This is a genomic window from Kaistella yananensis, assembly GCF_026107505.2.
GTDB classification, from domain to species: Bacteria; Bacteroidota; Bacteroidia; order Flavobacteriales; family Weeksellaceae; genus Kaistella; species Kaistella yananensis.
Genome location: NZ_JAPCHZ010000005.1, coordinates 306877 through 328754, shown reverse-complemented (window position 1 = coordinate 328754; position 21878 = coordinate 306877). Strand labels below are relative to the sequence as shown.

The following is a 21878-nucleotide window of genomic DNA, read 5'->3' as shown; positions in this document are numbered from 1 at the left end:
AAATTCTGGAAATTTAAAGTTTATCTTCCGAACAGGTTTCCGCCCATTCCTGGCATTTTTGGCATTCCTTTACTCATCATTTCCATCATTTGTTTTCCTTGCGGCCCCTGCATCATTTTCATCATTTTGCCCATTTGGTCAAATTGTTTCATCAACGCATTTACGTCTTCAATTTTTCTTCCGGCACCTCTGGCGATACGGTTTTTTCTTTGGGTGTTGATAATCGACGGTCTTCTTCGTTCTTCCGGCGTCATAGAATGAATAATGGCTTCGATATGTTTAAAGGCGTCATCATTAATATCAACATCTTTTATAGCTTTTCCAACTCCTGGAATCATTCCCATTAAATCTTTCATATTTCCCATTTTTTTGATCTGGTTGATCTGTTTTAGGAAATCATCAAAACCGAATTCGTTTTTTGCGATTTTTTTATGGAGTTTTTTAGCTTCCTCTTCATCAAACTGCTCCTGAGCTCTTTCAACAAGGGAAACAACGTCTCCCATTCCAAGGATTCGGTCTGCCATTCTTTCCGGATAGAAAACATCCAGCGCTTCCATTTTTTCACCGGTTGAAATAAACTTGATAGGTTTTTCAACAACGGAACGGATGGTAAGAGCCGCTCCACCTCGTGTATCACCATCTAATTTTGTAAGAACAACTCCATCAAAATTCAATGCTTCGTTAAAGGTCTTAGCAGTATTCACGGCATCCTGACCCGTCATGGAATCTACCACGAATAAAGTCTCATTAGGCTTGATGAAATAATGAACCGATTTAATCTCGTTCATCATCTGCTCATCAACAGCCAAACGGCCCGCTGTATCCACAATTACTACATCGTGATTGTTTTCTTTAGCGAACTTCACTGCATTTTCAGCGATAGAAGACGGATTTACAGCACCTTCTTCGGTATAAACGGGAATTCCGGTCTGCTGACCAAGAATTTTCAGCTGTTCAATTGCCGCAGGTCGGTAAACGTCGCAGGCAACCAATAAAGGTTTTTTGTTCTTTTTTAATTTTAAATAATTTGCAAGCTTGCCGGAAAAAGTTGTTTTACCGGAACCCTGAAGACCTGCAATCAGGATGACGCTGGGTTTGCCCGAAAGATTAATTCCTTCCTGCGTGCCACCCATGAGTTCCACAAGTTCGTCGTGCACAATTTTGGTCATCAGCTGTCCGGGAGTTAAACTTGTAAGAACGTTTTGTCCTAAAGCTTTGTCCTGAACTCTTTTGGTTAAATCTTTCGCAACTTTATAGTTAACATCAGCATCTACCAACGCACGGCGGATTTCTTTTACCGTTTCCGCAACGTTGATTTCGGTGATTTTTCCGCGCCCTGATATATTATGAAGCGCTTTATCTAACTTATCCTGTAAACTGTTGAACATCGTTTTTTTATTTAAGAGTTGCAAAAATACAGAAATTAGATGATATTTAAAATTCAAAATTTTTCAATTGGTCGATAATGGTTAGATTTGCAAAAAAGTAGAATGTCTGAGGAGAAACCAACACAGCAGGAATTCAGCCAGGAAGACGAGAAAAAATTCCGGAGAAACGGGCTTCGGCAATACGGTGTTTATTCAGCCATCGTTTTTCAGATGCTTGCTACCATGGGATTAGGATTTTGGGGTGGCAAAAAAATTAATGATCATTTCGGGTTTGAAACCAATCTTTTAACTGTTGGGATTGGATTTTTAGGGATGTTTCTCGCTTTCTACAATTTGCTGCAGCAACTGAAGAGCGTGCAGCGTGATGACAAATCCGACAAAAAAAAAAATAAAATTCAGTAAATAATTCAAAACAATTTAAATCCAATATTATATCTGCAATGAAAATTAAGAAAACAACCATTTATATCATTCTGTTTTTCATCATGTTTTTTCTCCATTTTGGAATCTGGCAGTATTTGGAAGTCGGTTTCGAAACAACTTTTATCAGGTATTATCTTTTTCTTACGTTGCTTTTCACGATTGTAATTACAATTTTGTCGATTATTAAAAAAATATACCCTAATTATATTGGTTTCGGATTTATAGGATTGGTGATGTTTAAGCTCATGATTATGTTTTTGGTAATGAAAAAGCTCAATTTAAATGAAGTTCCTAATTATAAAGTTCATTTTGTTATTCCTTATTTAATTTCGTTGGTGCTGGAAACCTTGTATGCCGTAAAATTGATACAGACCGAAGAGGTTACAGAATCCCCCAAAGATGAAAAAAATCAGTAAAAATTGATTTTTATATTATGATTATTTGTTCTATTTTTGCAAAACTTTAAAATAAGATATAGCAATGCTGAAAAGAGTAGTTCTTGTACTAGGTTTTTTATCGACATTTTCAACATCGTTTGCACAGCACGACGCTGTTGTAGTAAGCGAAAAACCTGTTGCTACGGCTCCTGCACATGCGGCAGAAGTGCCTGCAGCGGTTACTGAAAAAGACAAAATCAAGAAAGAAAACAAGGACTTTATCACCCATCACCTTCTCGACGCACACAGCTTTGATTTCATGGTAGAAAAAAATGCCGATGGTACCGAAAAACATTGGGGTTTTCCGCTTCCTGTTATTTTTTATGATAAAGCCAACGGATTTCACGCAATGATGAGTTCTGCTTTTCATCACGGCAAGGAAGTAGTGGAAAGCAAAGGTGGTTATTATAAACTCTTCCACGAAAAGATTTATAAAACTGATGCTTCAGGAACAATTAATCTTGATGAACATCAGCACGCAACCAACGAAAAAGTGCTAGATTTTTCGATCACCAAAACAGTTCTAATGGTTGTAGTTACTGCATTACTTATGATCTTTATTTTTGGTGGAATTGCAAAAAGCTACAAAAACTCTTTGGTTCCTACTGGCGCAGGAAAAATTCTGGAACCATTGATTCTTTTCATCAGAGACGATATTGCGAAACCAAACATCGGTGCGAAGTATCAGAAATACATGAGCTATTTGCTTACAATATTCTTTTTTATCCTTTTCCTTAATGTCTTCGGGCTGTTACCTTTTGGTATTAATGTTACAGGAAATATTGCAATTACAGCAGCGTTGGCGATTTTTACTTTCCTTATCACGCAATTTACTGCCAACAAGAATTACTGGCAGCACATTTTTTGGATGCCAGGTTTGCCTTTGCCAATGAAGATTGTAATGATGCCGATTGAAATTATCGGTATGTTCATTAAACCATTCGCACTTCTTATCCGTCTTTTTGCGAACATGACTGCGGGTCACATTGTAATTATGTCGCTTATCGCAATGATCTACGTTTTCAAAAATGTAATCGCGGGTGTTGCGTTCCCATTCTTAACTTTTGTACTTTATCTTCTTGAAATATTAGTTGCATTCCTTCAGGCTTATATCTTTACGATGCTGTCTGCGGTGTATTTTGGTATGGCCAACGAAGAGCACCATCACGAAGGTGAAGAAGGAGTGGTACATCATTAATAAAACCTTTTAAATTTTTATATTATGGATCTTAAATTAGTAGGTGCAGGTTTAGTAGTAATCGGAGCAGGATTAGGTATCGGTAAAATTGGTGCTGCTGCTCTTGAGGGTATGGCTCGTCAACCAGAGCAGGCCGGTAAACTTCAAACAGCGATGCTTATCGCTGCTGCACTTGTTGAAGGTCTTGCTTTTGCTGCATTATTCGCAGTTTAATCAAGCTTTTCAGCCCAAAAATTTTCATCTGCCGGGAACGGTTGGTTACGGCAGATGATTTTTAAAAAATTAAAAACAACTACATATATATCATAACTCATTATGGGATTATTAGAAAATTTTTCATCAGGTTTATTCATCATCCAGTCGGTGGTATTCATCATCCTGCTATTAGTTTTAAGAAAATTTGCATGGAAGCCGATTATGGATGCGGTGAACGAAAGAGAAGTAACAATTATCGACTCTCTTAACCAGGCGAAACTTGCGAAACAGGAAGTACAGAACTTAAAAGCTGAGAACGAAAACATCATTCGTGAAGCAAAAGTAGAGCGAGATAACATCCTGAAAGAAGCAAGAGAAATTAAAGACAGAATTGTAGGTGAAGCAAAAGATCTTGCCAAAGCAGAAGGCGACAAAATGATCGAGCAGGCAAGACAGTCTATCCAGGCAGAAAAAGCTGCAGCAATGTCGGAAATTAAGAACCAGATTGGTACACTGTCGGTTACGATTGCTGAATCAATCCTGAAGCAGAAATTAGACAACGATGGCGCTCAAAACGCTTTGGTTGAAAATATTCTTAACAAATCTAACCTGAACTAAAATGCTTACAAGTAAAGTAGCAAAAAGATACGCACAGGGTTTGCTTAATTTCACTCAGGAGTCAGGAAATACCGATTCTGTTTTTACTGAAATGGGTGATATTGTGAAAACCATCGAAAAGTCGAAGGAGCTGCAAAATTTTTTTGCTTCTCCGATTATTGATGTGAAGAAAAAAGTAAGCATTGCCTTAGAAATTTTCAAAGATTTTTCCCCGGTTACGAAAAGCATGCTTCAACTTATCATCAAACAGGGTCGTGAAAGTCAGATGCAGAACATTGCACAGGAATACATCAATAAAGTGGAGGACATGAATGGGGTGCAGCGAATTACGATTACCTCTGCATCAGCACTTTCTTCAGAAAACATCAGTAACATTCTGAAGTCTTCAGAACTTGTGAATCACGATAATAAGTTCGATGTAAAATCCATCATCAATCCAGAGATTTTAGGAGGTTATATTCTGCGTGTTGGTGATCAGCAGGTAGACGCCTCAGTAAAATCAAAACTGAGCAAGCTTAAAAAAGAATTTCAATTAAATTAAGACAAAAACAACCATAAAATGGCAGAAATAAATCCGGCAGAAGTATCTGCAATTCTTAAACAGCAGTTAGCCAACTTCGACACCCAGTCGAATATTGAAGAAGTAGGAACTGTATTGACCATCGGTGATGGTATCGCTTTAGTATACGGTTTAGAAAATGTTCAGTACGGTGAATTGGTAAAATTCGAAAGCGGTATTGAAGGAATTGTTCTTAACCTAGCAGAAGACAACGTGGGTGTTGCACTTCTTGGTGAATCTAAGATGGTTAAAGAAGGAGATACGGTAAACAGAACCAACAGAATTTCGTCAATTAAAGTTGGTGAGGGGATGTTAGGCAGAGTAGTAGATACTCTTGGTAACCCTATCGACGGAAAAGGACCTATCGGCGGAGATTTATTTGAAATGCCGCTTGAAAGAAAAGCTCCGGGAGTAATCTTCCGTCAGCCGGTAACTGAACCGCTTCAGACTGGTATCGTAGCAATCGATTCTATGATTCCTGTAGGTAGAGGGCAGAGAGAGCTTATTATTGGTGACCGCCAGACAGGTAAAACTACTGTAGCGATCGATACCATCCTTAACCAAAAGGAATTTTATGATGCAGGGCAGCCTGTATATTGTATTTATGTAGCCGTAGGACAAAAAGCTTCTACCGTTGCACAAATCGTTAAAACTTTAGAAGATAAAGAAGCAATGGCTTATACTGTTGTAGTAACAGCTAACGCTTCCGATCCAACTCCAATGCAGGTTTACGCACCAATGGCGGGAGCTTCCATCGGAGAATATTTCCGTGATACGGGTAGACCGGCTTTGATTATCTATGATGATTTATCAAAACAGGCGGTTGCTTACCGTGAGCTTTCTCTTCTTTTAAGAAGACCACCAGGACGTGAAGCTTATCCAGGAGACGTATTCTACCTTCACTCCAGACTCTTAGAGCGTTCAGCTAAAGTTATTGCTGATGATACCATCGCAGCTCAGATGAACGATTTACCAGATTCTTTGAAACCAATCGTAAAAGGTGGCGGTTCATTAACAGCACTTCCTATTATTGAAACTCAGGCAGGTGACGTTTCTGCGTATATCCCAACGAACGTAATTTCAATTACAGACGGACAGATCTTCTTGGAGTCAGATTTATTCAACTCTGGGGTTCGTCCAGCGATTAACGTAGGTATTTCTGTATCTCGTGTTGGTGGTAACGCTCAGATTAAATCAATGAAGAAAGTTTCAGGTACTTTGAAATTGGATCAGGCTCAGTACAAAGAACTTGAAGCGTTTGCTAAATTCGGTTCTGACCTCGATGCTTCAACTCTTGGAGTTATTTCTAAAGGCGAAAGAAACGTTGAGATTTTGAAACAGCCGGTAAATTCACCACTTCCTGTAGATTCTCAGGTAGCCATGATTTATGCGGGTACTGAAAACTTACTGAGAAATATCCCAATCAGAAAAGTAAAAGAATTCCAGAAAGAATACGTAGAATTCTTGAGATCAAAACATCCGGATACTATGGCAGCCATCAAAGCAGGTAAAATTGATGACAGCATTACGGGAGTTTTGAAGCAGGCTGCTACAGAACTGGCTTCTAAATACAACTAAAATTAATTCAATATTCAATATTCAGATGAAATATTCTGAATATTGAATTTTAAATTTTCAATCCATAGAATGGCGAACTTAAAGGAAATACGCGGAAGAATTACTTCAATCTCTTCTACAATGCAAATCACGAGTGCGATGAAAATGGTTTCGGCAGCGAAACTGAAGAAAGCAACCGATGCTATTGTGATGTTGAGACCTTACTCCGAAAAACTGCAGGAAATTATTGCAAATGTAAGTGCGACTACTGAGCTGGAGGGTATTTCTACCTTCACTGCGGAGAGAGAAGTAAAAAAAGTTCTTTATATTGTGGTTACCTCCAACAAAGGTCTTGCGGGAGCTTTCAACTCGTCAGTAATTAAAGAACTCAACAATACGATTGGAAATACACAGCACGAAGTAGAAATCCTTTCTGTGGGTAAAAAAGTATATGATGCAGTGAGAAGAACCCGAAAAGTGTACGATAACCAGAGTGCAATTTTCGACGGAATGAGTTTTCAGGTGGTTTCCAATTTCATGGAGCACGTGATGAGGGATTATAAAGAAGAAAAATTCGATAAGGTTTTTGTGATTTATAATAAATTCATCAATGCTGCAACGCAGGAAGTAAAAACCGAGCAGGTATTACCAATTGCAATGGCTGAAAAAGATGAAACGGTAAGCACCGACTATATTTTTGAACCGAACGCTGCAGAAATCCTGAATGTTTTGATACCCAAATCCATCAAAACACAGGTTTATAAGGCAATTCTCGATTCAATTGCCTCAGAGCACGGAGCAAGGATGACAGCGATGCACAAAGCTACCGACAATGCTGAAGCATTAAGAAACGAACTGAAAATTTTCTACAATAAAGCAAGACAGGCAGCAATTACCAATGAAATTCTGGAGATTGTATCCGGAGCAGAAGCTTTGAAGAATTCGTAATAGCAGCGTAGTAAGATATTAAAAGCATCAGAGAGTTCTGGTGCTTTTTTTGTTATGATGAAAAATCTTATAATGGGTATTCAATTTTCGGAACTTTATTATAATTTAATTTTGTATATCTTTGCATCAAATATTTTTAAAAATTTAAATGGACTCAGACGTCGTCAAGCTTTTGTTAGCTTTATTCTTAGTATTACTCAATGGTTTTTTCGTAGCCGCAGAATTCTCTATCGTTAAAGTTCGTTACTCCCAAATCCAGCTCAAAGCCGCCGAAGGAAACTCAATGGCGAAACAGGCAGAGCACATCATCAAACATCTCGACGAATACCTTTCTGCCACGCAGCTGGGGATTACATTAGCCTCACTTGGTTTAGGTTTTGTCGGCGAGAGCGCGCTGCACCACATCATCGAAAATCTTTTTCATTATTTCGGATTTGCAGTTGCAGATGCTACCGTTACTACGGTTTCGCTCGTGACAAGTTTCTTAATCATTACCATTATGCACATCGTTTTTGGCGAATTAATTCCTAAATCTATTGCCATCCGGAAAGCAGAACCCACCACAATGTTCATTGCTGTACCGCTGAGAGCATTTTACACCATCTTTAAACCTTTTATCTGGACGATGAACCAAATGTCGAACGGAGTTTTAAGGTTAATGAAGATTCACCCGGCATCAGAGCACGAAATTCACTCCACAGAAGAACTTCAGCTATTGGTAAAACAGTCTGCAGATTCGGGTGAAATTGAAGAAGAGAATTACGAGATTATTAAAAATGCCTTCGATTTTACAGATCATTCTGCCAAGCAAATCATGGTGCCGCGCCAAAATATTGCGTCGATTGATATTGATGATTCTGTTGAGGAAATTATTTCAAAAATAATGGATGGAGGTTATTCCAGAGTTCCTGTGTACAGCGGTTCTATTGATAATATTATCGGGATTTTTTATGCTAAAGAAATTATCCGAGAATACATTAAAAGGAAAGGAATCATTGATCACGAAGTTTTAAAAGAACTGATGCGCGAACCGTTTTTCGTAGTGGGAAGTAAAAAGATTTCGGACCTTTTGAAGGTTTTCCAGCAGAAAAAACAGCATCTCGCAGTTGTAATTGATGAATTTGGCGGTACAGAAGGGATTATCACGCTCGAAGATATTTTGGAAGAATTGGTAGGCGAAATTCAGGATGAAGAAGACGACGAGGATAAAATTGTAGAGAAAGTTGGCGAGAATGTGTTTTGGGTTCAGGCAACTCAGCCTTTGGATGAAATTAACGAACATTTGCCGAAATCTTTCCCACTTTCAGAAGATGGGGAGTACAATACATTAGCAGGTTTTATTTTGCATGAACTTGAAGATATTCCGGAAGAAAACCAGGAATTCAGCATCAATGATTATCACGTTAAAATTCTGAAAATGCAGAACAAGAGCGTTGATTTGGTAGAACTTACCTTCGAAGAACCCAATATTTTGAGTGATTTGGCAGATGAACTTGGTGAAATTTAAGAAAATGAGCAGATTTTATACATATAATTCAGTTCACGGTTACGAAAAACCAGAGCGCGAATACGATGAAGAAGTGGCGCTTTTGGAAAAAGAAGACGAAGTTTATAAACTCGTTCTCTGGAACGATGATGTAAATACATTCGATTATGTTATTGAAGCACTTATCGAAATCTGCGGACACACGCTTGAGCAGGCTGAGCAATGCACGATTCTGGTTCATTACAAAGGGAAATGTACCGTGAAAACAGGAAGCTTGGAAATCCTGAAGCCAATGCACGAAAAATTAATCTCCAGAAGTTTAACTTCAGAAATAGTATAAACAAAGTTTCGGTTTTTCTGAAACTTTTTTATGATAAAAATATTATGAGCACCATATTAATCATTATTATCGCGGCAACTGCAATTTTCAGTTACTTTGGATTCAGTAACCAACAGCTTTTCGAGAAGTATAAGTTCAATGTTGGCGCAATCCGCGGCAATAAAGAGTATATACGATTAATTTCTGCAGGATTTCTACATGGAGATTTAATGCATTTGCTCTTCAATATGATGACGCTGTATTTCTTTGGGCCTATTGTTTTGCAGGCTTTCGGCGAAATAGGATTTTTGGCGGTTTATTTTGGGTCTATACTTTTAGGAAATCTTTTCTCGCTTTATCTTTATCAAAACCAGTCCTGGTACTCGGCAATTGGAGCGAGTGGCGGAGTTTCGGGAATTTTATTTGCTTCCATCGCCATGATTCCTGATCTGGGAATTTATTTCTTCTTTATACCGATACCGATTCCGGGATATATTTTCGGACTTTTGTACTTCGGATATTCAGTTTACAGTATGCTTAATCCGCGAGAACATGATAATATCGGTCATGCCGCTCACATGGGCGGAGCATTTTTCGGATTGGTTTATGCGGTCGCACTACAGCCGGAGAGAGCAGTAGAAAACTCACTTTTCCTGGGAATCATGGCGCTGCCGCTTATTTATATGGCGTATATGGTTTTCGTGAAGAAGAAAATCGGATAGTCTTTTTAGGAGCAACAAAAGCATTTTCTCTCTTCCAACTGAGGTCCCGTTTTCCGTTACAATCTTTTTTTCACGCGCTTCGCTCGCGCAAAAAAAGGATTTCCACTGCAACCGGGGCTAGAATTTCTTTCGATTTCTCTTCCGAAGATTTATATTTATACTTTTGGCGCTCGCTTCGCTCGCGCCCGATTAGGTCACTTCACTTCCTCCCAAAAACAAACCGGTCATTGCCGGAAATATCTTTGATGAGATGTACTTCAGATAGAACGTTAGTGAAAAGAGCTTTGGTTTCCTCACCTAATTTCTGATTAATTTCCAGGAACACCATTCCGTTTTCTATCAGGTGATTATCGGAGTCTTCAGCAATTTTTTCGTAAAATATCAGGGCATTTGAAGTAGGAGAGAACAATGCCATTTTGGGTTCAAATTCCTTTACCGAATCAGCAATTTCTTTTTCCTCATCAATGCCAATGTAAGGCGGATTCGAAATAATAATATCGTAAACTTCTAATAAATATTCTTCAAGATAATTCTGGTGGATGAAATTAATATCGGCCTCGTGAAAATCCGCATTTTTCTTCGCGGTTTTCAGGGCTTTTTCAGAAAAATCTATAGCTGAAACCTTGGCTTCAGGAAATTTCTTTTTCAAAACAATGGGAATAATCCCACTTCCGGTACCAATGTCCACAATTTTCAAATCTGTTACATTATTTTTCTGAATTTCGGTGATTGCAAGTTCCAAAAGCTCCTCAGTTTCCGGTCTAGGAATCAGTACATTTTCATCCACAAAAAATTTCAATCCATAAAATTCGGTTTCACCCAGGATTTGCTGGTATGGTTTTCCTGCTTTTAATTCAGTGATTATTTTTATAAAAACGCTGTTTTGTTCGTCAGAAATAATGTGGTCCTCAGATCTCCTTAATTCAAATCTATTGATTCCTAAAATTTGGGTGCAAAAAATTGAAAACAGTTCGCTGATTTCGGAATTTGTGTAAATTCCAGATATTTGGTTTTCAAAAGATTCTTTTAATTCAGAAATAATCATTCTTCTTAATTGGGATTTAAATATAATTCCTTTTTTTGAAAACGCATAAATCGAGACACCAAAATCTGTAAAAACACGTGGTAATAAAGGAAATTATTGAAATTCTTGTAATTTTGTGAATAATTTTACTATTTTTGAACAACCCTCACTGTTAAAAATGAAAAACGTTCTATTTGCAATTCTTGCATTATTTTTTGTAGTTTCCTGTGGAACTTCAAAACCTGTAGTTGTTAAGAGAAGTGTCCCTACTAAAACTGTTAAGAAAACTCCGGATCTTAAACCGCTGGAGTCTAATTTTTCCGGAAAAGTGAACGCACAGATTCAGGAAATCCTTAAAGATGCTCAGAAATATTTGGGTGCGCCCTACAAATACGCCGGCAACAGTTCCGCTGGGTTCGACTGTTCAGGTCTGGTTTCCAAGGTTTTTGATGAAAACAACACGAAACTTCCGCGCCGTTCTGAAGACCAGTCTAATGTCGGAAAACCCATAAATATTCGTGATACAAAACCGGGAGATCTGGTATTTTTCGCTACAGCAGGCGGCAGCAGGGTTTCTCATGTAGGAATTGTACACGATATCGGAAGCAATGGCGAAGTGAAATTTATCCATGCATCTACGTCTAAAGGCGTGATTATTTCTTCACTTAACGAAAAATATTGGAACAAAGCTTATCTATTCGCCCGAAGAGTTTTGTAAATTTGCGCCAATTAAATTCTTATAAAACAATCAAAATTATGTTACAGCAAACTATCGAGAATATCTGGGATAACCGCGAGCTTTTAAAAGATGAAGACAGCCAAAAATCCATCCGTGAAGTCATCCGTCAGCTGGATCTGGGCGAACTTCGTGTTGCGGAGCCTACAGAAAATGGCTGGAAAGTGAATGAATGGGTGAAAAAAGCAGTCGTGATGTATTTTCCTATTCAAAAAATGGAAACTATTGAAGTGGGTCCTTTCGAATTCCACGATAAAATGCCGTTGAAAAGAAATTATGCCGAAAAAGGTGTTCGCGTAGTGCCGCATGCCGTGGCACGTGAAGGAGCTTTTATTGCTTCAGGAGTAATTTTAATGCCTTCTTACGTAAATATTGGTGCTTATGTAGATTCCGGAACGATGGTCGATACCTGGGCAACTGTTGGCAGCTGCGCACAGATCGGGAAAAACGTTCACTTGAGCGGTGGAGTGGGAATTGGCGGAGTTTTGGAACCACTTCAGGCTGCACCCGTAATTATTGAAGATGATGTTTTTGTGGGTTCAAGATGTATCGTGGTAGAAGGAGTTCACGTAGAAAAAGAAGCTGTTTTGGGAGCAAATGTTGTTCTTACCGCTTCTACAAAAATCATCGATGTAACCGGTTCCGAACCTGTTGAAATTAAAGGAAGAGTTCCGGCCCGTTCCGTTGTAATTCCCGGAAGTTATACAAAACAGTTTCCTGCTGGTGAATATCAGGTTCCGTGTGCTTTAATTATCGGACAGCGTAAAGAATCTACTGACAAAAAAACTTCTCTTAACGACGCATTGAGAGAAAATAATGTTGCTGTTTAAGAATATTAAACTACTCCATTTGAAAGATAAATTCTTAAAATTTATTGCAGATCCTAAATACATTTTTGGGATTTATCTTTTAATTTCTATCGTTTCTGCTGTCCTGAAATATATCGGCGGCCCGCTGAAGTATAATAACTACATGATTTTCAAAAATGTATTTACCAATACTTTAGCCGAGAGAAATATTTATCTGCTGTATCCCGACATTCATTTTGATTCCAACCATTACGGCGTTTTTTTCAGTGTGCTTATTGCGCCATTCGCAATTTTACCGGATTGGCTCGGAATCGTTCTATGGAACATTGCGAATACCTCTGTTTTTCTTTTTGCTATTCATAAACTTCCTTTTTCGAATGCAAAAAAAGCGTTTTTTGCCTGGCTTTGTTTACAGGAATTCATCACTGCGGCTGTGAGTCTGCAGTTTAATATTGCTTTAACGGGATTATTAATCCTTTCAGCAGTTTACGTGTACGAAAGAAAAGAAACACAATCTGCCATCGCAATTCTTATCGGATTTTTTGTGAAATTATACGGAATTGCTGGGCTTTCGTCCTTTTTCTTTATTAAAAATAAGTGGAAGTTTATACTTTCAATTATTGGTTTTGGAATATTATTCCTGATTTTGCCGATGCTTTTTTCAAGTCCGAATTTTGGAATTCAGTCTTATGCTGATTGGTTCCTATCGCTGTCAGAAAAAAACGTTTCCAACCAGGTTTTAGGAAACCGTCAGGATTATTCTTTGATGGGAATCGTACGGAGAGTTTTAGGCAATGCAGAAATCTCAAATTTAGTTTTTCTTGTTCCCGGCATTTTGGTTTTCGGTTTGCCATATTTAAGAATAAAACAGTATAAAAATCTTCCTTTTCAATTGATGATTTTAGCTTCCACGCTTTTGTTTATCGTGCTTTTCAGTTCAGGTTCAGAATCTCCGACTTATATTATTGCGGTTGCCGGAGTGATGATTTGGTTCATTATTCAGAGAGAAAAATCACCGTTAATAATTGGTTTGCTCATTTTTGTTATCATTTTAACGTGCTTTTCATTTTCTGATCTTTTCCCGAAATACATCAAAGAAAATTACATCATGAAATATTCTTTAAAAGCGCTACCTTGCTGTATTGTATGGTTCAGAATAATGTATGAACTGATGACCAAAGATTTCGGAAAAGATTATAAATTAGATTAATAAACCGCGCAGTGAAGAAAATTTCAGTCGTTATTCCCGCTCACAACGAAGAAGGCAATATTCCCCTGATTTATCAAAGGGTAAAAGACGTTTTTTCAACACTTGAAAACTACCGTTTCGAAATAATCTTCGTGAATGACGGAAGCCGCGACGATACGCAGAAAGAAATTGAAGAACTCGCCCAAAATAACGATGAAGTAAAATATATTGAATTTTCCCGCAATTTCGGTCATCAGCACGCTGTAAAAGCCGGAATGGACAGCTCCACAGGTAACGCCATGATATCAATGGATGCCGATCTGCAGCATCCGCCCGAACTCATTCTGGAACTGATTAAAAGATGGGAAGAAGGATTTGATATTGTCTATACCATCCGAACATATCCGAAGCAAATCTCGGCTTTCAAACGCAAAACTTCTACGTTGTATTATAAATTTTTAACCCGAATTTCTGATGTAAACCTGAGCGAAGGCGGCGGTTCAGATTTCAGGTTGATGGATGCTTCTGTAGTTGATGTGGTCCGCAATATGAACGAAGCCGATATTTTCCTGCGCGGCCTTTCCAACTGGATGGGATTCAGAAGAACCGGCGTTCATTTTACGGCCGGTGAAAGAGCAACGGGCGAAAGCAGCTACAATCTTAAAAAAATGATGAAGTTTGCATTCACCGGAATTACAGCTTTTAGTGTAAAACCCTTGTATTTGGCGGCGTATTTGGGATTTATTTTCTCAGCCCTCGCAGCCGTAGGCTATGGAATTTATGTGATTCATTCCTTTATTTCGAAAACAGAAATTTCCGGCTGGGCTTCCCTTATCATGACGGTTGTTTTTTTTGGAGGTGTGCAGCTCATTATTTTGGGAATAATGGGAATTTACCTTGGCAAAATTTTCAACCAAGTGAAAGAACGACCTAATTACATCATCCGTTCTAAAAATTTTTAATCATGGTTTTACTCAGTTTCGATATTGAAGAATTCGATATGCCCTTGGAATATAAAGGCGAAATTCCGTTTGAAGAACAGCTTGCGATCTCAAGAAGTGGTTTGCAGCAGATATTGGCATTACTGAATAAACATAAGGCAAAAGCTACTTTTTTTTCAACCGTTGTTTTTGCAGAAAATAATAAAGATTTAATTGAACATTTGCTTAGCGAAGGTCACGAACTGGCTTCTCACACCTGGTTTCATTCAAAATTTGAGATTCAAGATTTAAAAAAATCAAGAGAAAGGCTCGCTGAACTTTTTAATACCGAGGTTACCGGTTTAAGAATGCCGAGAATGATGAAGGTGGACGAAAAAGAAGTTGAAAAAGCGGGTTATTCGTATAATTCATCCGTAAATCCTACTTTTTTGCCGGGAAGATATAATAACCTGAAAGTGTCCCGGACTTACTTCAAAGAGGGAAATGTTCTGCAGATTCCGGCTTCTGTTTCACCCAATTTCCGCATCCCGTTATTTTGGCTGAGTTTTCATAATTTTCCGCTGAGTTTTTATAAGAAACTTTCGAAAGATGTTCTGAATAAAGATTATTACCTGAATATTTATTTTCATCCGTGGGAATTTGCTGAGATTAGACAAGAGAAGTTTAAACTTCCGGATTTTACCACCAAAAATACAGGAAAAGCAATGATAGAAAGATTTGATGAATTTTTAGAATATCTCAAACAGAAGAAATTTAATTTCGGAACTTTTCAGGAATTTCAAAAAAGTATTCAGTGATGAAAATTGCTTTCGACGGTAAACGCTTTTTCAATAATGCATCGGGTCTGGGAAATTATTCCCGTGATTTGGTGAGGATTTTGGCCACTCATTTTCCTCAAAACCAATATATTATTCTCAATAAAGAGCAGTCAGAAAGAGGAAGGAAGATTTTGGAAATACCGGGTGTTTCGTTTAAGAAAACATCAAAAGGTAACTTTTCCCGACAGTTTAAAATTGGAAAAGATGCTCAAAATATTGATGCTGATATTTTCCACGGACTTTCAGGTGAGCTTCCTTTAAAGTGGAATAACAAACCCATAAAAAAAATTGTTACGGTTCATGATCTTATTTTTATGAGATTTCCGCAATATTACAGTTTTTTCGACCGTAAAATTCATTTCTGGAAATTTAAAAAGGCTGCTGAGCAGGCAGATCTGATCATTGCAATTTCTGAACAGACTAAACGCGATATTATAAAATTCCTGAAAGTTCCTGAAAGTAAAATACGGGTCGTTTATCAGGGCTGTCATCAATCATTTAAAGAAATGCAGTCTTCGGAATTTTTAAATTCAGTAAAAGAAAAATTTGGTTTACCTAAAAAATTTATATTGAATGTAGGCACCATTGAGGAAAGAAAGAATCTTTTAAATATTGTAAAAGCTATTACCAGAACAGATATTCCGCTGGTTGTAATCGGTAAAAAGACCAAATATTTTAATAAAGTAGAAAAATTTATAAAAAAAAATAAGCTCCAGAATCAGATCTTTTTTCTTGAAAATGTTTCGATGGAGGATTTAGCTGCGGTTTACAAACTTGCGGAAATTTTTGTGTATCCAAGTGTTTTTGAAGGTTTTGGGATTCCTGTGATTGAGGCTCTTTTTTCCGGCACATCTGTTATTACCAGTAACACAAGCTGTCTTCCGGAAGCTGGCGGGCCTGATTCGCTCTATGTTAATCCTACGCAGCCAGAAGATCTGAAATCGAAAATCCTTTTCCTCTGGAACAATGAAGCGGAGCGAAATAGGCGTGTTGAAAAGGGTTTAAAATATGCTCAAAGATTCAGCGATGAAAATATCGCCAGGGATTTGATGAACGTTTACAGCGAAGTTTTGAGTGGTAAATAACTGAAATTATTTATCCTTTTACTATTTTTTAATAACGATTTTCTTTGTTAGTTTCTGGTCCTCAACAGTCATCGTTCCTAAATAAATTCCTGGAGAAAGACTAGAAATATTAATCTTTTTTGAATTTTCTGATCGAAGAAGAAGTTTTCCCGACAGGTCTGTGATGCTGAAAGAATAATCCTTTAAATTCGTGTTCAACATTTCTATATTGATAAAATCTGAGGCTGGATTAGGATAAATACGCAAGGACTGCAGCATTTTTTCCGGTGGACAGTCATTTGTTGAAAGAGCAGTGGTTTCTGCCGTGGCGAAATGCTGTACAGCGCCTAAAGCGGCTTTTGTTACATTATATACAAATACAGGATCCATATTTACATAGGTGTCACCTGCGGAATGAGGTTTATTACTTTCATTAAATTCATAAAATCCTGTAATTACTTCTCCGTTAGATTGAAACGGCATATAATCTGAGCCATAGGCATAAGATAAATTATTTTGCAGTGGTGAATACAGTGAAACACAATTCATCAGTTGCTGTGTAATAGTGCTAGATGCTGAATTATTTGTAGAAGGTGAATTATTGGTGTCGCGTTCGCAGGTTATCGTATTGTTCACCTCGCCAGCAACGCCGCCAACTTGATCAATGTTGAATACTACTTTAATATCCATTTTAGGATTGGTGCCGTTTACAACGGTATTTACGTAATTCTGACTCCCACGAAATCCCTGTTCTTCACCTGTGAAATTGATAAATTTAATGGAATATTCGGTGGGAATATCTTTCAGGATTCTGGCGATTTCAAGAATTACCGAAGTCCCGCTGCCGTTGTCGTTTACGCCAGGACCCGCGATGGTATCATAATGACCGCACACAATAACATAAGTGTTTGGATATTTGGTTCCTGTCTTGGTAAGAATAAGATTTTTTGTAGTATTCCCGTTATAAGTAAACGCGTTTTCTGAAATCTGAGTGCTGGTGTAACCAAAACCAAGATATTTATTTTTCAGCCAGTTAAATGTATTGTTGTTGTTAATACTTCCAGTGGTCTTCACTCCAAAACCAGCAAACTCGGTAAGATAAGTATTGATGTTGGTTTGTGTAATTTGCTCAACCCTGTTTTGATAAGCCTGTATAAATGTTTGGGCTGAAGAGAATATAGAAATGTAAAGGGTGGAAACGATAAAAAGTTTTTTCATTTTTTATTAGCAATTCATCAAAAATAATAAAAAAATCTCATACAAATTTGTATGAGATTTAATATTGATAACAAAAAATTTTACATTTATTTAATTTGATCTACAACTGCTTTGAAAGCTTCAGGATGATTCATTGCTAAATCTGCTAAAACTTTTCTGTTCAGTTCGATATTGTTGCTTTTCAGAGCGCCCATAAATTGGGAGTAAGACATTCCGTGTTCTCTTGCACCAGCGTTGATACGCGTGATCCAAAGGCTTCTGAAATTTCTCTTCTTCTCTTTTCTGCCGCGGTAAGCATATTGCATTGCTTTTTCTACGGCGTTTTTAGCTACAGTCCAAACATTTTTTCTTCTACCGAAAAAACCTTTAGCCTGCTTCATTACTTTTTTTCTGCGAGCTCTGGAAGCTACTGCATTTACTGATCTTGGCATAATTTAAATTGTTTTTTTTGAAAAGGGCGGTAATTTATTTCATTACACTTTTTTGCTCCGTTTCAGGGTTAAAATTTCTGAATTTTTTGAATTCTTATAAACCGGTTGATTTATAAAAAACTACTTAATGGCTAATTGACGTAAAACGCTTTTCTCATCCACAGTAGCAACGTAAGATGTTTGCGTAAGATTTCTCTTCTGCTTCGTTTCTTTTTTCGTCAAGATGTGGCTTTTGAAAGCATTTTTTCTTTTAATCTTCCCGGTTCCGGTAAGCTTAAAACGCTTCTTAGCACCTGATTTAGTTTTTAATTTTGGCATTTTGCTTAATTTTATCTGTTTGTTATCAATATCTTTTGTGAGTTTAAATTTAAACGAATTAAATTTAAATTCTGTAATTCCTATTTTGCCGGTTTCTTCGGGCTCATCATCATAATCATTCTCTTACCTTCAAGTTTTGGCAGCTGATCAACTTTTCCAACATGTTCCAGTTCCTGCGCCAACTTTAGAAGAAGTATTTCTCCCTGGTCTTTAAAGATAATCGAACGGCCTTTGAAGAAAACATAGGTTTTAAGTTTTGAACCTTCTTCCAGGAATTTTTCAGCATGCTTTTTCTTGAATTCGTAGTCGTGCTCATCAGTCTGTGGGCCAAATCTGATTTCTTTTACAACTACTTTTACCTGCTTGGCTTTAAGTTCTTTGGTTTTCTTTTTCTGTTCGTAAAGGAATTTTTTATAATCCAGAATTCTGGTAATATAAGGCTCCGCTTTATCAGAAATTACAACCAAATCCAGTTCCTGTTCTTTTGCTATTTCTAATGCTTTTGCTAAGGGATAAACTCCCGGCTCTACGTTATCACCGACCAAACGTACTTCTTTTGCACGGATTTTTTCATTAATCTGGTGCAAATCTTCCTGTACACGGCGCTGTGAGCCTCTACCTCGGTAATTGAATTTCTGTGCTATGGTATTAAATTTTAAAGTTAATTTTAAATTTTTGATTCTTTTTTAAAGTAAGAAATAAAGTCTTCGATGCTCATTTCGCCCAAATCTCCTTCGCCTCTTCTTCTTACAGAAATTGTGTCGTTAAGTTCCTCATTCTCACCTACAATAAGCATGAAAGGGAGTTTTTTCAACTCTGCATCACGGATTTTTTTACCCGTTTTCTCATTTCTGTCGTCAATCAAGCCGCAAATATCGTGATTTTCCAGCAATTGTGAAACTTTTTTTGCATAATCCACATATTTTTCACTGATCGGTAAAATGGTAAACTGATCCGGAGCGAGCCAAAGTGGGAAATCTCCTGCTGTATTTTCGAGCAAAATAGCGATAAACCTTTCCATAGAACCGAATGGCGCACGGTGAATCATCACGGGTCTGTGTTTTTCGTTGTCGCTTCCCGTGTACCAAAGATCGAATCTTTCCGGTAAATTATAATCTACCTGAATGGTTCCCAACTGCCAGCTTCTCCCCAGCGCGTCTTTCACCATGAAATCCAGTTTAGGACCGTAGAACGCGGCTTCACCATATTCTACTTTTGTTTTCAGGCCTTTTTTCTCAGCTGCCTGGATAATGGCGTCTTCCGCTTTTTTCCAATTTTCATCGGAGCCGATATATTTTTCTTTGTTATCGGGATCTCTTAAAGAAATTTGAGTAACGAAATCTTCAAATCCTAATGATTTGAAGACGTAAAGTGTAAGATCAATAACGTTTTCAAATTCTGCCAAAAGCTGGTCTGGTGTACAGAATAAATGCGCATCATCCTGGGTAAATCCACGAACTCTTGTTAAACCATGAAGTTCACCGGATTGCTCGTATCGGTAAACAGTCCCGAATTCTGCAAAACGTTTCGGCAAATCTTTATAAGACCATTGCCCAACTTTATAGATTTCGCAATGATGTGGGCAGTTCATTGGTTTCAGCATAAATTCTTCACCTTCGTTAGGCGTTTTTATAGGCTGAAAGCTATCTGCACCATATTTGTCCCAATGTCCGGAGGTTACATATAATTCTTTCGCACCGATATGCGGAGTCATTACAAATTCGTATCCGGATTTTTTCTGTGCTTCAGATAAAAAGTTTTCGAGTTTTTTTCTTAGCGCGGTTCCTTTCGGTAACCAAAGCGGAAGACCGGCGCCTACTTTTTCAGAAAAAGCATAAATTCCCAGTTCTTTACCCAATTTACGGTGGTCGCGGCGTTTTGCTTCCTCAAGTCTTTCCAAATATTCGGTGAGTTCTTTCTGTTTAGGGAAAGAGATACCATAAACTCGTGTAAGCTGTTTGTTTTTTTCGTCACCGCGCCAGTAGGCTCCTGCAGCGTTAAGGATTTTAACAGCCTTCACAATTCCGGTTGAGGGAATGTGGCCGCCACGGCATAAATCTGTAAAATTATCGTGGGAGCAGAACGTAATTTCACCGTCGTTAAGGTTAGAAATTAGTTCTGTTTTGTATGGATTGTCTGCGTATTCTTTCAAAGCATCAGCTTTGGAAACCGGATATAATTTGAAGGTTGCGTCTTTTTTCGCGTTTTCAAGCATTTTCTTTTCGATTTTCTCGAAGTCTTTTTCAGAAAGACTTTCGTCACCGAAATCTACGTCATAATAAAATCCGCTGTCGATTGCCGGACCAATGGTTAATTTTGCATTAGGATAAAATTCCATAATTGCCTGCGCCAACAGGTGAGCGGAGGAGTGCCAGAAGGCTTTTTTACCCATTTCATCGTTCCACGTAAGAAGCTGAATCGTAGAATCGGTGGTGATTGGCGTGTTGATTTCAACCTGTGTTCCGTTTACAATTGCAGAAATGGTGTTTCTGGCCAGGCCTTCGCTTATCGATTTCGCTACCTCCAGTGCGCTTACGGCACTTTCAAATTCTTTGATGCTTCCGTCGGGAAGAGTAATTTTTACCATTGTGAACTATGAGTTTAATTTGCAAAAGTACGGATTTTCTGTGAATTTTTATTTTATACTTTTCAAGAAATTTGTATGTTTTAAAGTGAATTTGCTTGAATTTTTCAGGAGGGAATGAGAAAGAGTTTTAGATCCGATTGCAATGGAAATCCTTTTTTGCGTCACCAGAAAAGTTTAAAAAGGAAATCCAGGTCTTTTCTCAGGAAGTATAAATTGTTGTTACTTATAAAAAGAAAAGTCCGGCTTCAGAATAACTGAAACCGGACGGGTAAAATTATGAAACTTGGTTTAGAAGGTATCCCGGCTGCCCAGGGAATCCATTTCGTTCGTCATACCCCGGTTTCTTAAGTTGTAAGTTCGGTAATCATCAGTTAAATAAAGGTTGTTTTTTGCTTTGCTGATGATTCTGGCGCGTTCATCGGAAGTTAAATTGTTGTCTGGTGAACTAAATTCTTCGGTTGTATATCGGTCTTTAGTAAAATCATTTACATCCAACGCGCCCTCTTCGTTTAAAATTTCCCGGGCTCTTTCTGCGCGGTCTGCATCATCGGTATATACGGTTACCAGATTGCTTTTAGTAGCTGCATAGCTGTATTTGTTTTTGCGCGTATCATCGTCTCCGAAAAGCCAGTTCCAAAATCCCGTTGTTTTTTCATCTTCTTCATAATCGTACCCAAATTCCGGATCGTAATCGCCGGTAGTGGAGTAGCGCGAAACTTTGTAATCTTCTTTTTCGAAACCTGCATTATCGAGTTTATGCGATGCTTTATCGGCTGCTTCAGTGGTTGGGAACATTCCCACGATAGTATAAGACATAATGTTTAATTTTTTAGTATTAATATTTGTGATCTGTCAAGGACGAATCAAAAATTATGACAGAATTGTTTAATTAA

The 21878-nt window shown here is 37.8% G+C and carries 25 protein-coding genes; 17 read left to right on the top strand and 8 right to left on the bottom strand.

Annotated elements, in window-relative coordinates; all coding sequences use genetic code 11:
• Positions 1-20 precede the first annotated feature (20 nt).
• The gene (gene ffh / locus OK344_RS10750; protein ID WP_088468833.1) at positions 21-1388 is read right to left on the bottom strand and encodes a signal recognition particle protein; all 1368 of its coding nucleotides are present in this window, start codon (positions 1386-1388) and stop codon (positions 21-23) included.
• Between the two features lie 102 nt (positions 1389-1490).
• On the opposite strand from ffh, the gene OK344_RS10745 reads away from it, so the two are divergent.
• The 11 genes from OK344_RS10745 (at position 1491) to OK344_RS10695 (ending at position 9850) form a co-directional block, all read left to right on the top strand.
• The gene (locus OK344_RS10745) at positions 1491-1790 is read left to right on the top strand and encodes an AtpZ/AtpI family protein (protein ID WP_265144781.1); all 300 of its coding nucleotides are present in this window, start codon (positions 1491-1493) and stop codon (positions 1788-1790) included.
• 38 nt (positions 1791-1828) lie between these two features.
• Positions 1829-2227 carry a hypothetical protein gene (locus OK344_RS10740; protein WP_265144780.1) on the top strand — a complete coding sequence of 133 codons (399 nt, stop codon included), beginning with the start codon at positions 1829-1831 and terminating at the stop codon, positions 2225-2227.
• Between the two features lie 64 nt (positions 2228-2291).
• Positions 2292-3446, top strand: coding sequence for a F0F1 ATP synthase subunit A (gene atpB, locus OK344_RS10735; RefSeq protein WP_265144779.1), 1155 nt, complete (start codon positions 2292-2294; stop codon positions 3444-3446).
• Positions 3447-3470: 24 nt separating this feature from the next.
• Complete coding sequence (gene atpE, locus OK344_RS10730) at positions 3471-3659, top strand: ATP synthase F0 subunit C (RefSeq protein WP_031503230.1); 189 nt, start codon at positions 3471-3473, stop codon at positions 3657-3659.
• A 102-nt stretch (positions 3660-3761) separates the two neighbouring features.
• A complete protein-coding gene (gene atpF, locus OK344_RS10725; protein ID WP_088468837.1) occupies positions 3762-4259 on the top strand; it encodes a F0F1 ATP synthase subunit B in 498 nt (165 codons plus the stop codon).
• 1 nt (position 4260) lies between these two features.
• Positions 4261-4800, top strand: coding sequence for an ATP synthase F1 subunit delta (gene atpH / locus OK344_RS10720; protein ID WP_265144778.1), 540 nt, complete (start codon positions 4261-4263; stop codon positions 4798-4800).
• Between the two features lie 18 nt (positions 4801-4818).
• A complete protein-coding gene (atpA, locus tag OK344_RS10715) occupies positions 4819-6396 on the top strand; it encodes a F0F1 ATP synthase subunit alpha (RefSeq protein WP_265144777.1) in 1578 nt (525 codons plus the stop codon).
• A gap of 69 nt (positions 6397-6465) precedes the next feature.
• A complete protein-coding gene (atpG, locus tag OK344_RS10710; protein ID WP_265144776.1) occupies positions 6466-7323 on the top strand; it encodes an ATP synthase F1 subunit gamma in 858 nt (285 codons plus the stop codon).
• A gap of 148 nt (positions 7324-7471) precedes the next feature.
• The gene (locus OK344_RS10705) at positions 7472-8830 is read left to right on the top strand and encodes a hemolysin family protein (RefSeq protein ID WP_265144775.1); all 1359 of its coding nucleotides are present in this window, start codon (positions 7472-7474) and stop codon (positions 8828-8830) included.
• 4 nt (positions 8831-8834) lie between these two features.
• Positions 8835-9149 carry an ATP-dependent Clp protease adaptor ClpS gene (locus OK344_RS10700; protein ID WP_265144774.1) on the top strand — a complete coding sequence of 105 codons (315 nt, stop codon included), beginning with the start codon at positions 8835-8837 and terminating at the stop codon, positions 9147-9149.
• Positions 9150-9193: 44 nt separating this feature from the next.
• The gene (locus tag OK344_RS10695; protein WP_265144772.1) at positions 9194-9850 is read left to right on the top strand and encodes a rhomboid family intramembrane serine protease; all 657 of its coding nucleotides are present in this window, start codon (positions 9194-9196) and stop codon (positions 9848-9850) included.
• A gap of 199 nt (positions 9851-10049) precedes the next feature.
• On the opposite strand, the gene prmC is transcribed toward OK344_RS10695, so the two are convergent.
• Positions 10050-10895: a peptide chain release factor N(5)-glutamine methyltransferase gene (prmC, locus tag OK344_RS10690; RefSeq protein ID WP_265144771.1), complete on the bottom strand. Its 846-nt coding sequence runs from the start codon at positions 10893-10895 to the stop codon at positions 10050-10052.
• A 157-nt stretch (positions 10896-11052) separates the two neighbouring features.
• On the opposite strand from prmC, the gene OK344_RS10685 reads away from it, so the two are divergent.
• The 6 genes from OK344_RS10685 to OK344_RS10660 are packed head-to-tail and all read left to right on the top strand — an operon-like array spanning position 11053 to position 16452.
• Positions 11053-11592, top strand: a complete 540-nt coding sequence (locus OK344_RS10685) for a C40 family peptidase (protein ID WP_265144770.1) — start codon at positions 11053-11055, stop codon at positions 11590-11592.
• A 35-nt stretch (positions 11593-11627) separates the two neighbouring features.
• On the top strand, positions 11628-12440 hold the full coding sequence (locus OK344_RS10680) for a 2,3,4,5-tetrahydropyridine-2,6-dicarboxylate N-succinyltransferase (RefSeq protein ID WP_088469523.1): 813 nt from the start codon (positions 11628-11630) through the stop codon (positions 12438-12440).
• Entirely contained in the window at positions 12427-13629 is a 1203-nt protein-coding gene (locus OK344_RS10675; protein ID WP_265144769.1) for a glycosyltransferase family 87 protein, read from the top strand. The genes OK344_RS10680 and OK344_RS10675 overlap by 14 nt, the downstream gene beginning before the upstream one ends.
• An 11-nt stretch (positions 13630-13640) precedes the next feature.
• Positions 13641-14570 (top strand): glycosyltransferase family 2 protein, encoded by a 930-nt coding sequence (locus tag OK344_RS10670; protein WP_265144768.1) that lies wholly within the window; start codon positions 13641-13643, stop codon positions 14568-14570.
• 2 nt (positions 14571-14572) lie between these two features.
• Positions 14573-15346 carry a polysaccharide deacetylase family protein gene (locus OK344_RS10665; RefSeq protein ID WP_265144766.1) on the top strand — a complete coding sequence of 258 codons (774 nt, stop codon included), beginning with the start codon at positions 14573-14575 and terminating at the stop codon, positions 15344-15346.
• Positions 15346-16452: a glycosyltransferase family 4 protein gene (locus OK344_RS10660; protein WP_265144765.1), complete on the top strand. Its 1107-nt coding sequence runs from the start codon at positions 15346-15348 to the stop codon at positions 16450-16452. Before OK344_RS10665 ends, OK344_RS10660 begins: the two co-directional genes overlap by 1 nt.
• Before the next feature lie 21 nt (positions 16453-16473).
• On the opposite strand, the gene OK344_RS10655 is transcribed toward OK344_RS10660, so the two are convergent.
• From OK344_RS10655 to OK344_RS10630, 6 genes are all read right to left on the bottom strand, one after another.
• Positions 16474-17649 carry a M28 family peptidase gene (locus tag OK344_RS10655; protein ID WP_265144764.1) on the bottom strand — a complete coding sequence of 392 codons (1176 nt, stop codon included), beginning with the start codon at positions 17647-17649 and terminating at the stop codon, positions 16474-16476.
• 86 nt (positions 17650-17735) lie between these two features.
• Complete coding sequence (gene rplT / locus OK344_RS10650; RefSeq protein ID WP_055042814.1) at positions 17736-18080, bottom strand: 50S ribosomal protein L20; 345 nt, start codon at positions 18078-18080, stop codon at positions 17736-17738.
• A gap of 120 nt (positions 18081-18200) precedes the next feature.
• Positions 18201-18398 carry a 50S ribosomal protein L35 gene (rpmI, locus tag OK344_RS10645; RefSeq protein WP_088468848.1) on the bottom strand — a complete coding sequence of 66 codons (198 nt, stop codon included), beginning with the start codon at positions 18396-18398 and terminating at the stop codon, positions 18201-18203.
• An 80-nt stretch (positions 18399-18478) separates the two neighbouring features.
• On the bottom strand, positions 18479-18985 hold the full coding sequence (gene infC, locus OK344_RS10640; protein WP_265144763.1) for a translation initiation factor IF-3: 507 nt from the start codon (positions 18983-18985) through the stop codon (positions 18479-18481).
• A gap of 80 nt (positions 18986-19065) precedes the next feature.
• Positions 19066-20985 carry a threonine--tRNA ligase gene (thrS, locus tag OK344_RS10635; protein ID WP_265144762.1) on the bottom strand — a complete coding sequence of 640 codons (1920 nt, stop codon included), beginning with the start codon at positions 20983-20985 and terminating at the stop codon, positions 19066-19068.
• Positions 20986-21273: 288 nt separating this feature from the next.
• Entirely contained in the window at positions 21274-21801 is a 528-nt protein-coding gene (locus tag OK344_RS10630) for a hypothetical protein (RefSeq protein WP_265144761.1), read from the bottom strand.
• Positions 21802-21878 lie beyond the last annotated feature (77 nt).

Bases quoted from the DNA above. Each gene is read 5' to 3' on its own strand.
- OK344_RS10695 (WP_265144772.1), top strand. From the start codon at position 9,194: ATGAGCACCATATTAATCATTATTATCGCGGCAACTGCAATTTTCAGT.
- prmC (WP_265144771.1), bottom strand. From the start codon at position 10,895: ATGATTATTTCTGAATTAAAAGAATCTTTTGAAAACCAAATATCTGGA.
- OK344_RS10630 (WP_265144761.1), bottom strand. From the start codon at position 21,801: ATGTCTTATACTATCGTGGGAATGTTCCCAACCACTGAAGCAGCCGAT.
- atpH (WP_265144778.1), top strand. From the start codon at position 4,261: ATGCTTACAAGTAAAGTAGCAAAAAGATACGCACAGGGTTTGCTTAAT.
- OK344_RS10675 (WP_265144769.1), top strand. From the start codon at position 12,427: ATGTTGCTGTTTAAGAATATTAAACTACTCCATTTGAAAGATAAATTC.
- OK344_RS10685 (WP_265144770.1), top strand. From the start codon at position 11,053: ATGAAAAACGTTCTATTTGCAATTCTTGCATTATTTTTTGTAGTTTCC.
- OK344_RS10700 (WP_265144774.1), top strand. From the start codon at position 8,835: ATGAGCAGATTTTATACATATAATTCAGTTCACGGTTACGAAAAACCA.
- OK344_RS10660 (WP_265144765.1), top strand. From the start codon at position 15,346: ATGAAAATTGCTTTCGACGGTAAACGCTTTTTCAATAATGCATCGGGT.
- OK344_RS10745 (WP_265144781.1), top strand. From the start codon at position 1,491: ATGTCTGAGGAGAAACCAACACAGCAGGAATTCAGCCAGGAAGACGAG.
- atpA (WP_265144777.1), top strand. From the start codon at position 4,819: ATGGCAGAAATAAATCCGGCAGAAGTATCTGCAATTCTTAAACAGCAG.
- rpmI (WP_088468848.1), bottom strand. From the start codon at position 18,398: ATGCCAAAATTAAAAACTAAATCAGGTGCTAAGAAGCGTTTTAAGCTT.
- OK344_RS10705 (WP_265144775.1), top strand. From the start codon at position 7,472: ATGGACTCAGACGTCGTCAAGCTTTTGTTAGCTTTATTCTTAGTATTA.
- atpB (WP_265144779.1), top strand. From the start codon at position 2,292: ATGCTGAAAAGAGTAGTTCTTGTACTAGGTTTTTTATCGACATTTTCA.
- thrS (WP_265144762.1), bottom strand. From the start codon at position 20,985: ATGGTAAAAATTACTCTTCCCGACGGAAGCATCAAAGAATTTGAAAGT.
- OK344_RS10655 (WP_265144764.1), bottom strand. From the start codon at position 17,649: ATGAAAAAACTTTTTATCGTTTCCACCCTTTACATTTCTATATTCTCT.
- rplT (WP_055042814.1), bottom strand. From the start codon at position 18,080: ATGCCAAGATCAGTAAATGCAGTAGCTTCCAGAGCTCGCAGAAAAAAA.
- atpE (WP_031503230.1), top strand. From the start codon at position 3,471: ATGGATCTTAAATTAGTAGGTGCAGGTTTAGTAGTAATCGGAGCAGGA.
- OK344_RS10740 (WP_265144780.1), top strand. From the start codon at position 1,829: ATGAAAATTAAGAAAACAACCATTTATATCATTCTGTTTTTCATCATG.
- ffh (WP_088468833.1), bottom strand. From the start codon at position 1,388: ATGTTCAACAGTTTACAGGATAAGTTAGATAAAGCGCTTCATAATATA.
- atpF (WP_088468837.1), top strand. From the start codon at position 3,762: ATGGGATTATTAGAAAATTTTTCATCAGGTTTATTCATCATCCAGTCG.
- atpG (WP_265144776.1), top strand. From the start codon at position 6,466: ATGGCGAACTTAAAGGAAATACGCGGAAGAATTACTTCAATCTCTTCT.
- OK344_RS10665 (WP_265144766.1), top strand. From the start codon at position 14,573: ATGGTTTTACTCAGTTTCGATATTGAAGAATTCGATATGCCCTTGGAA.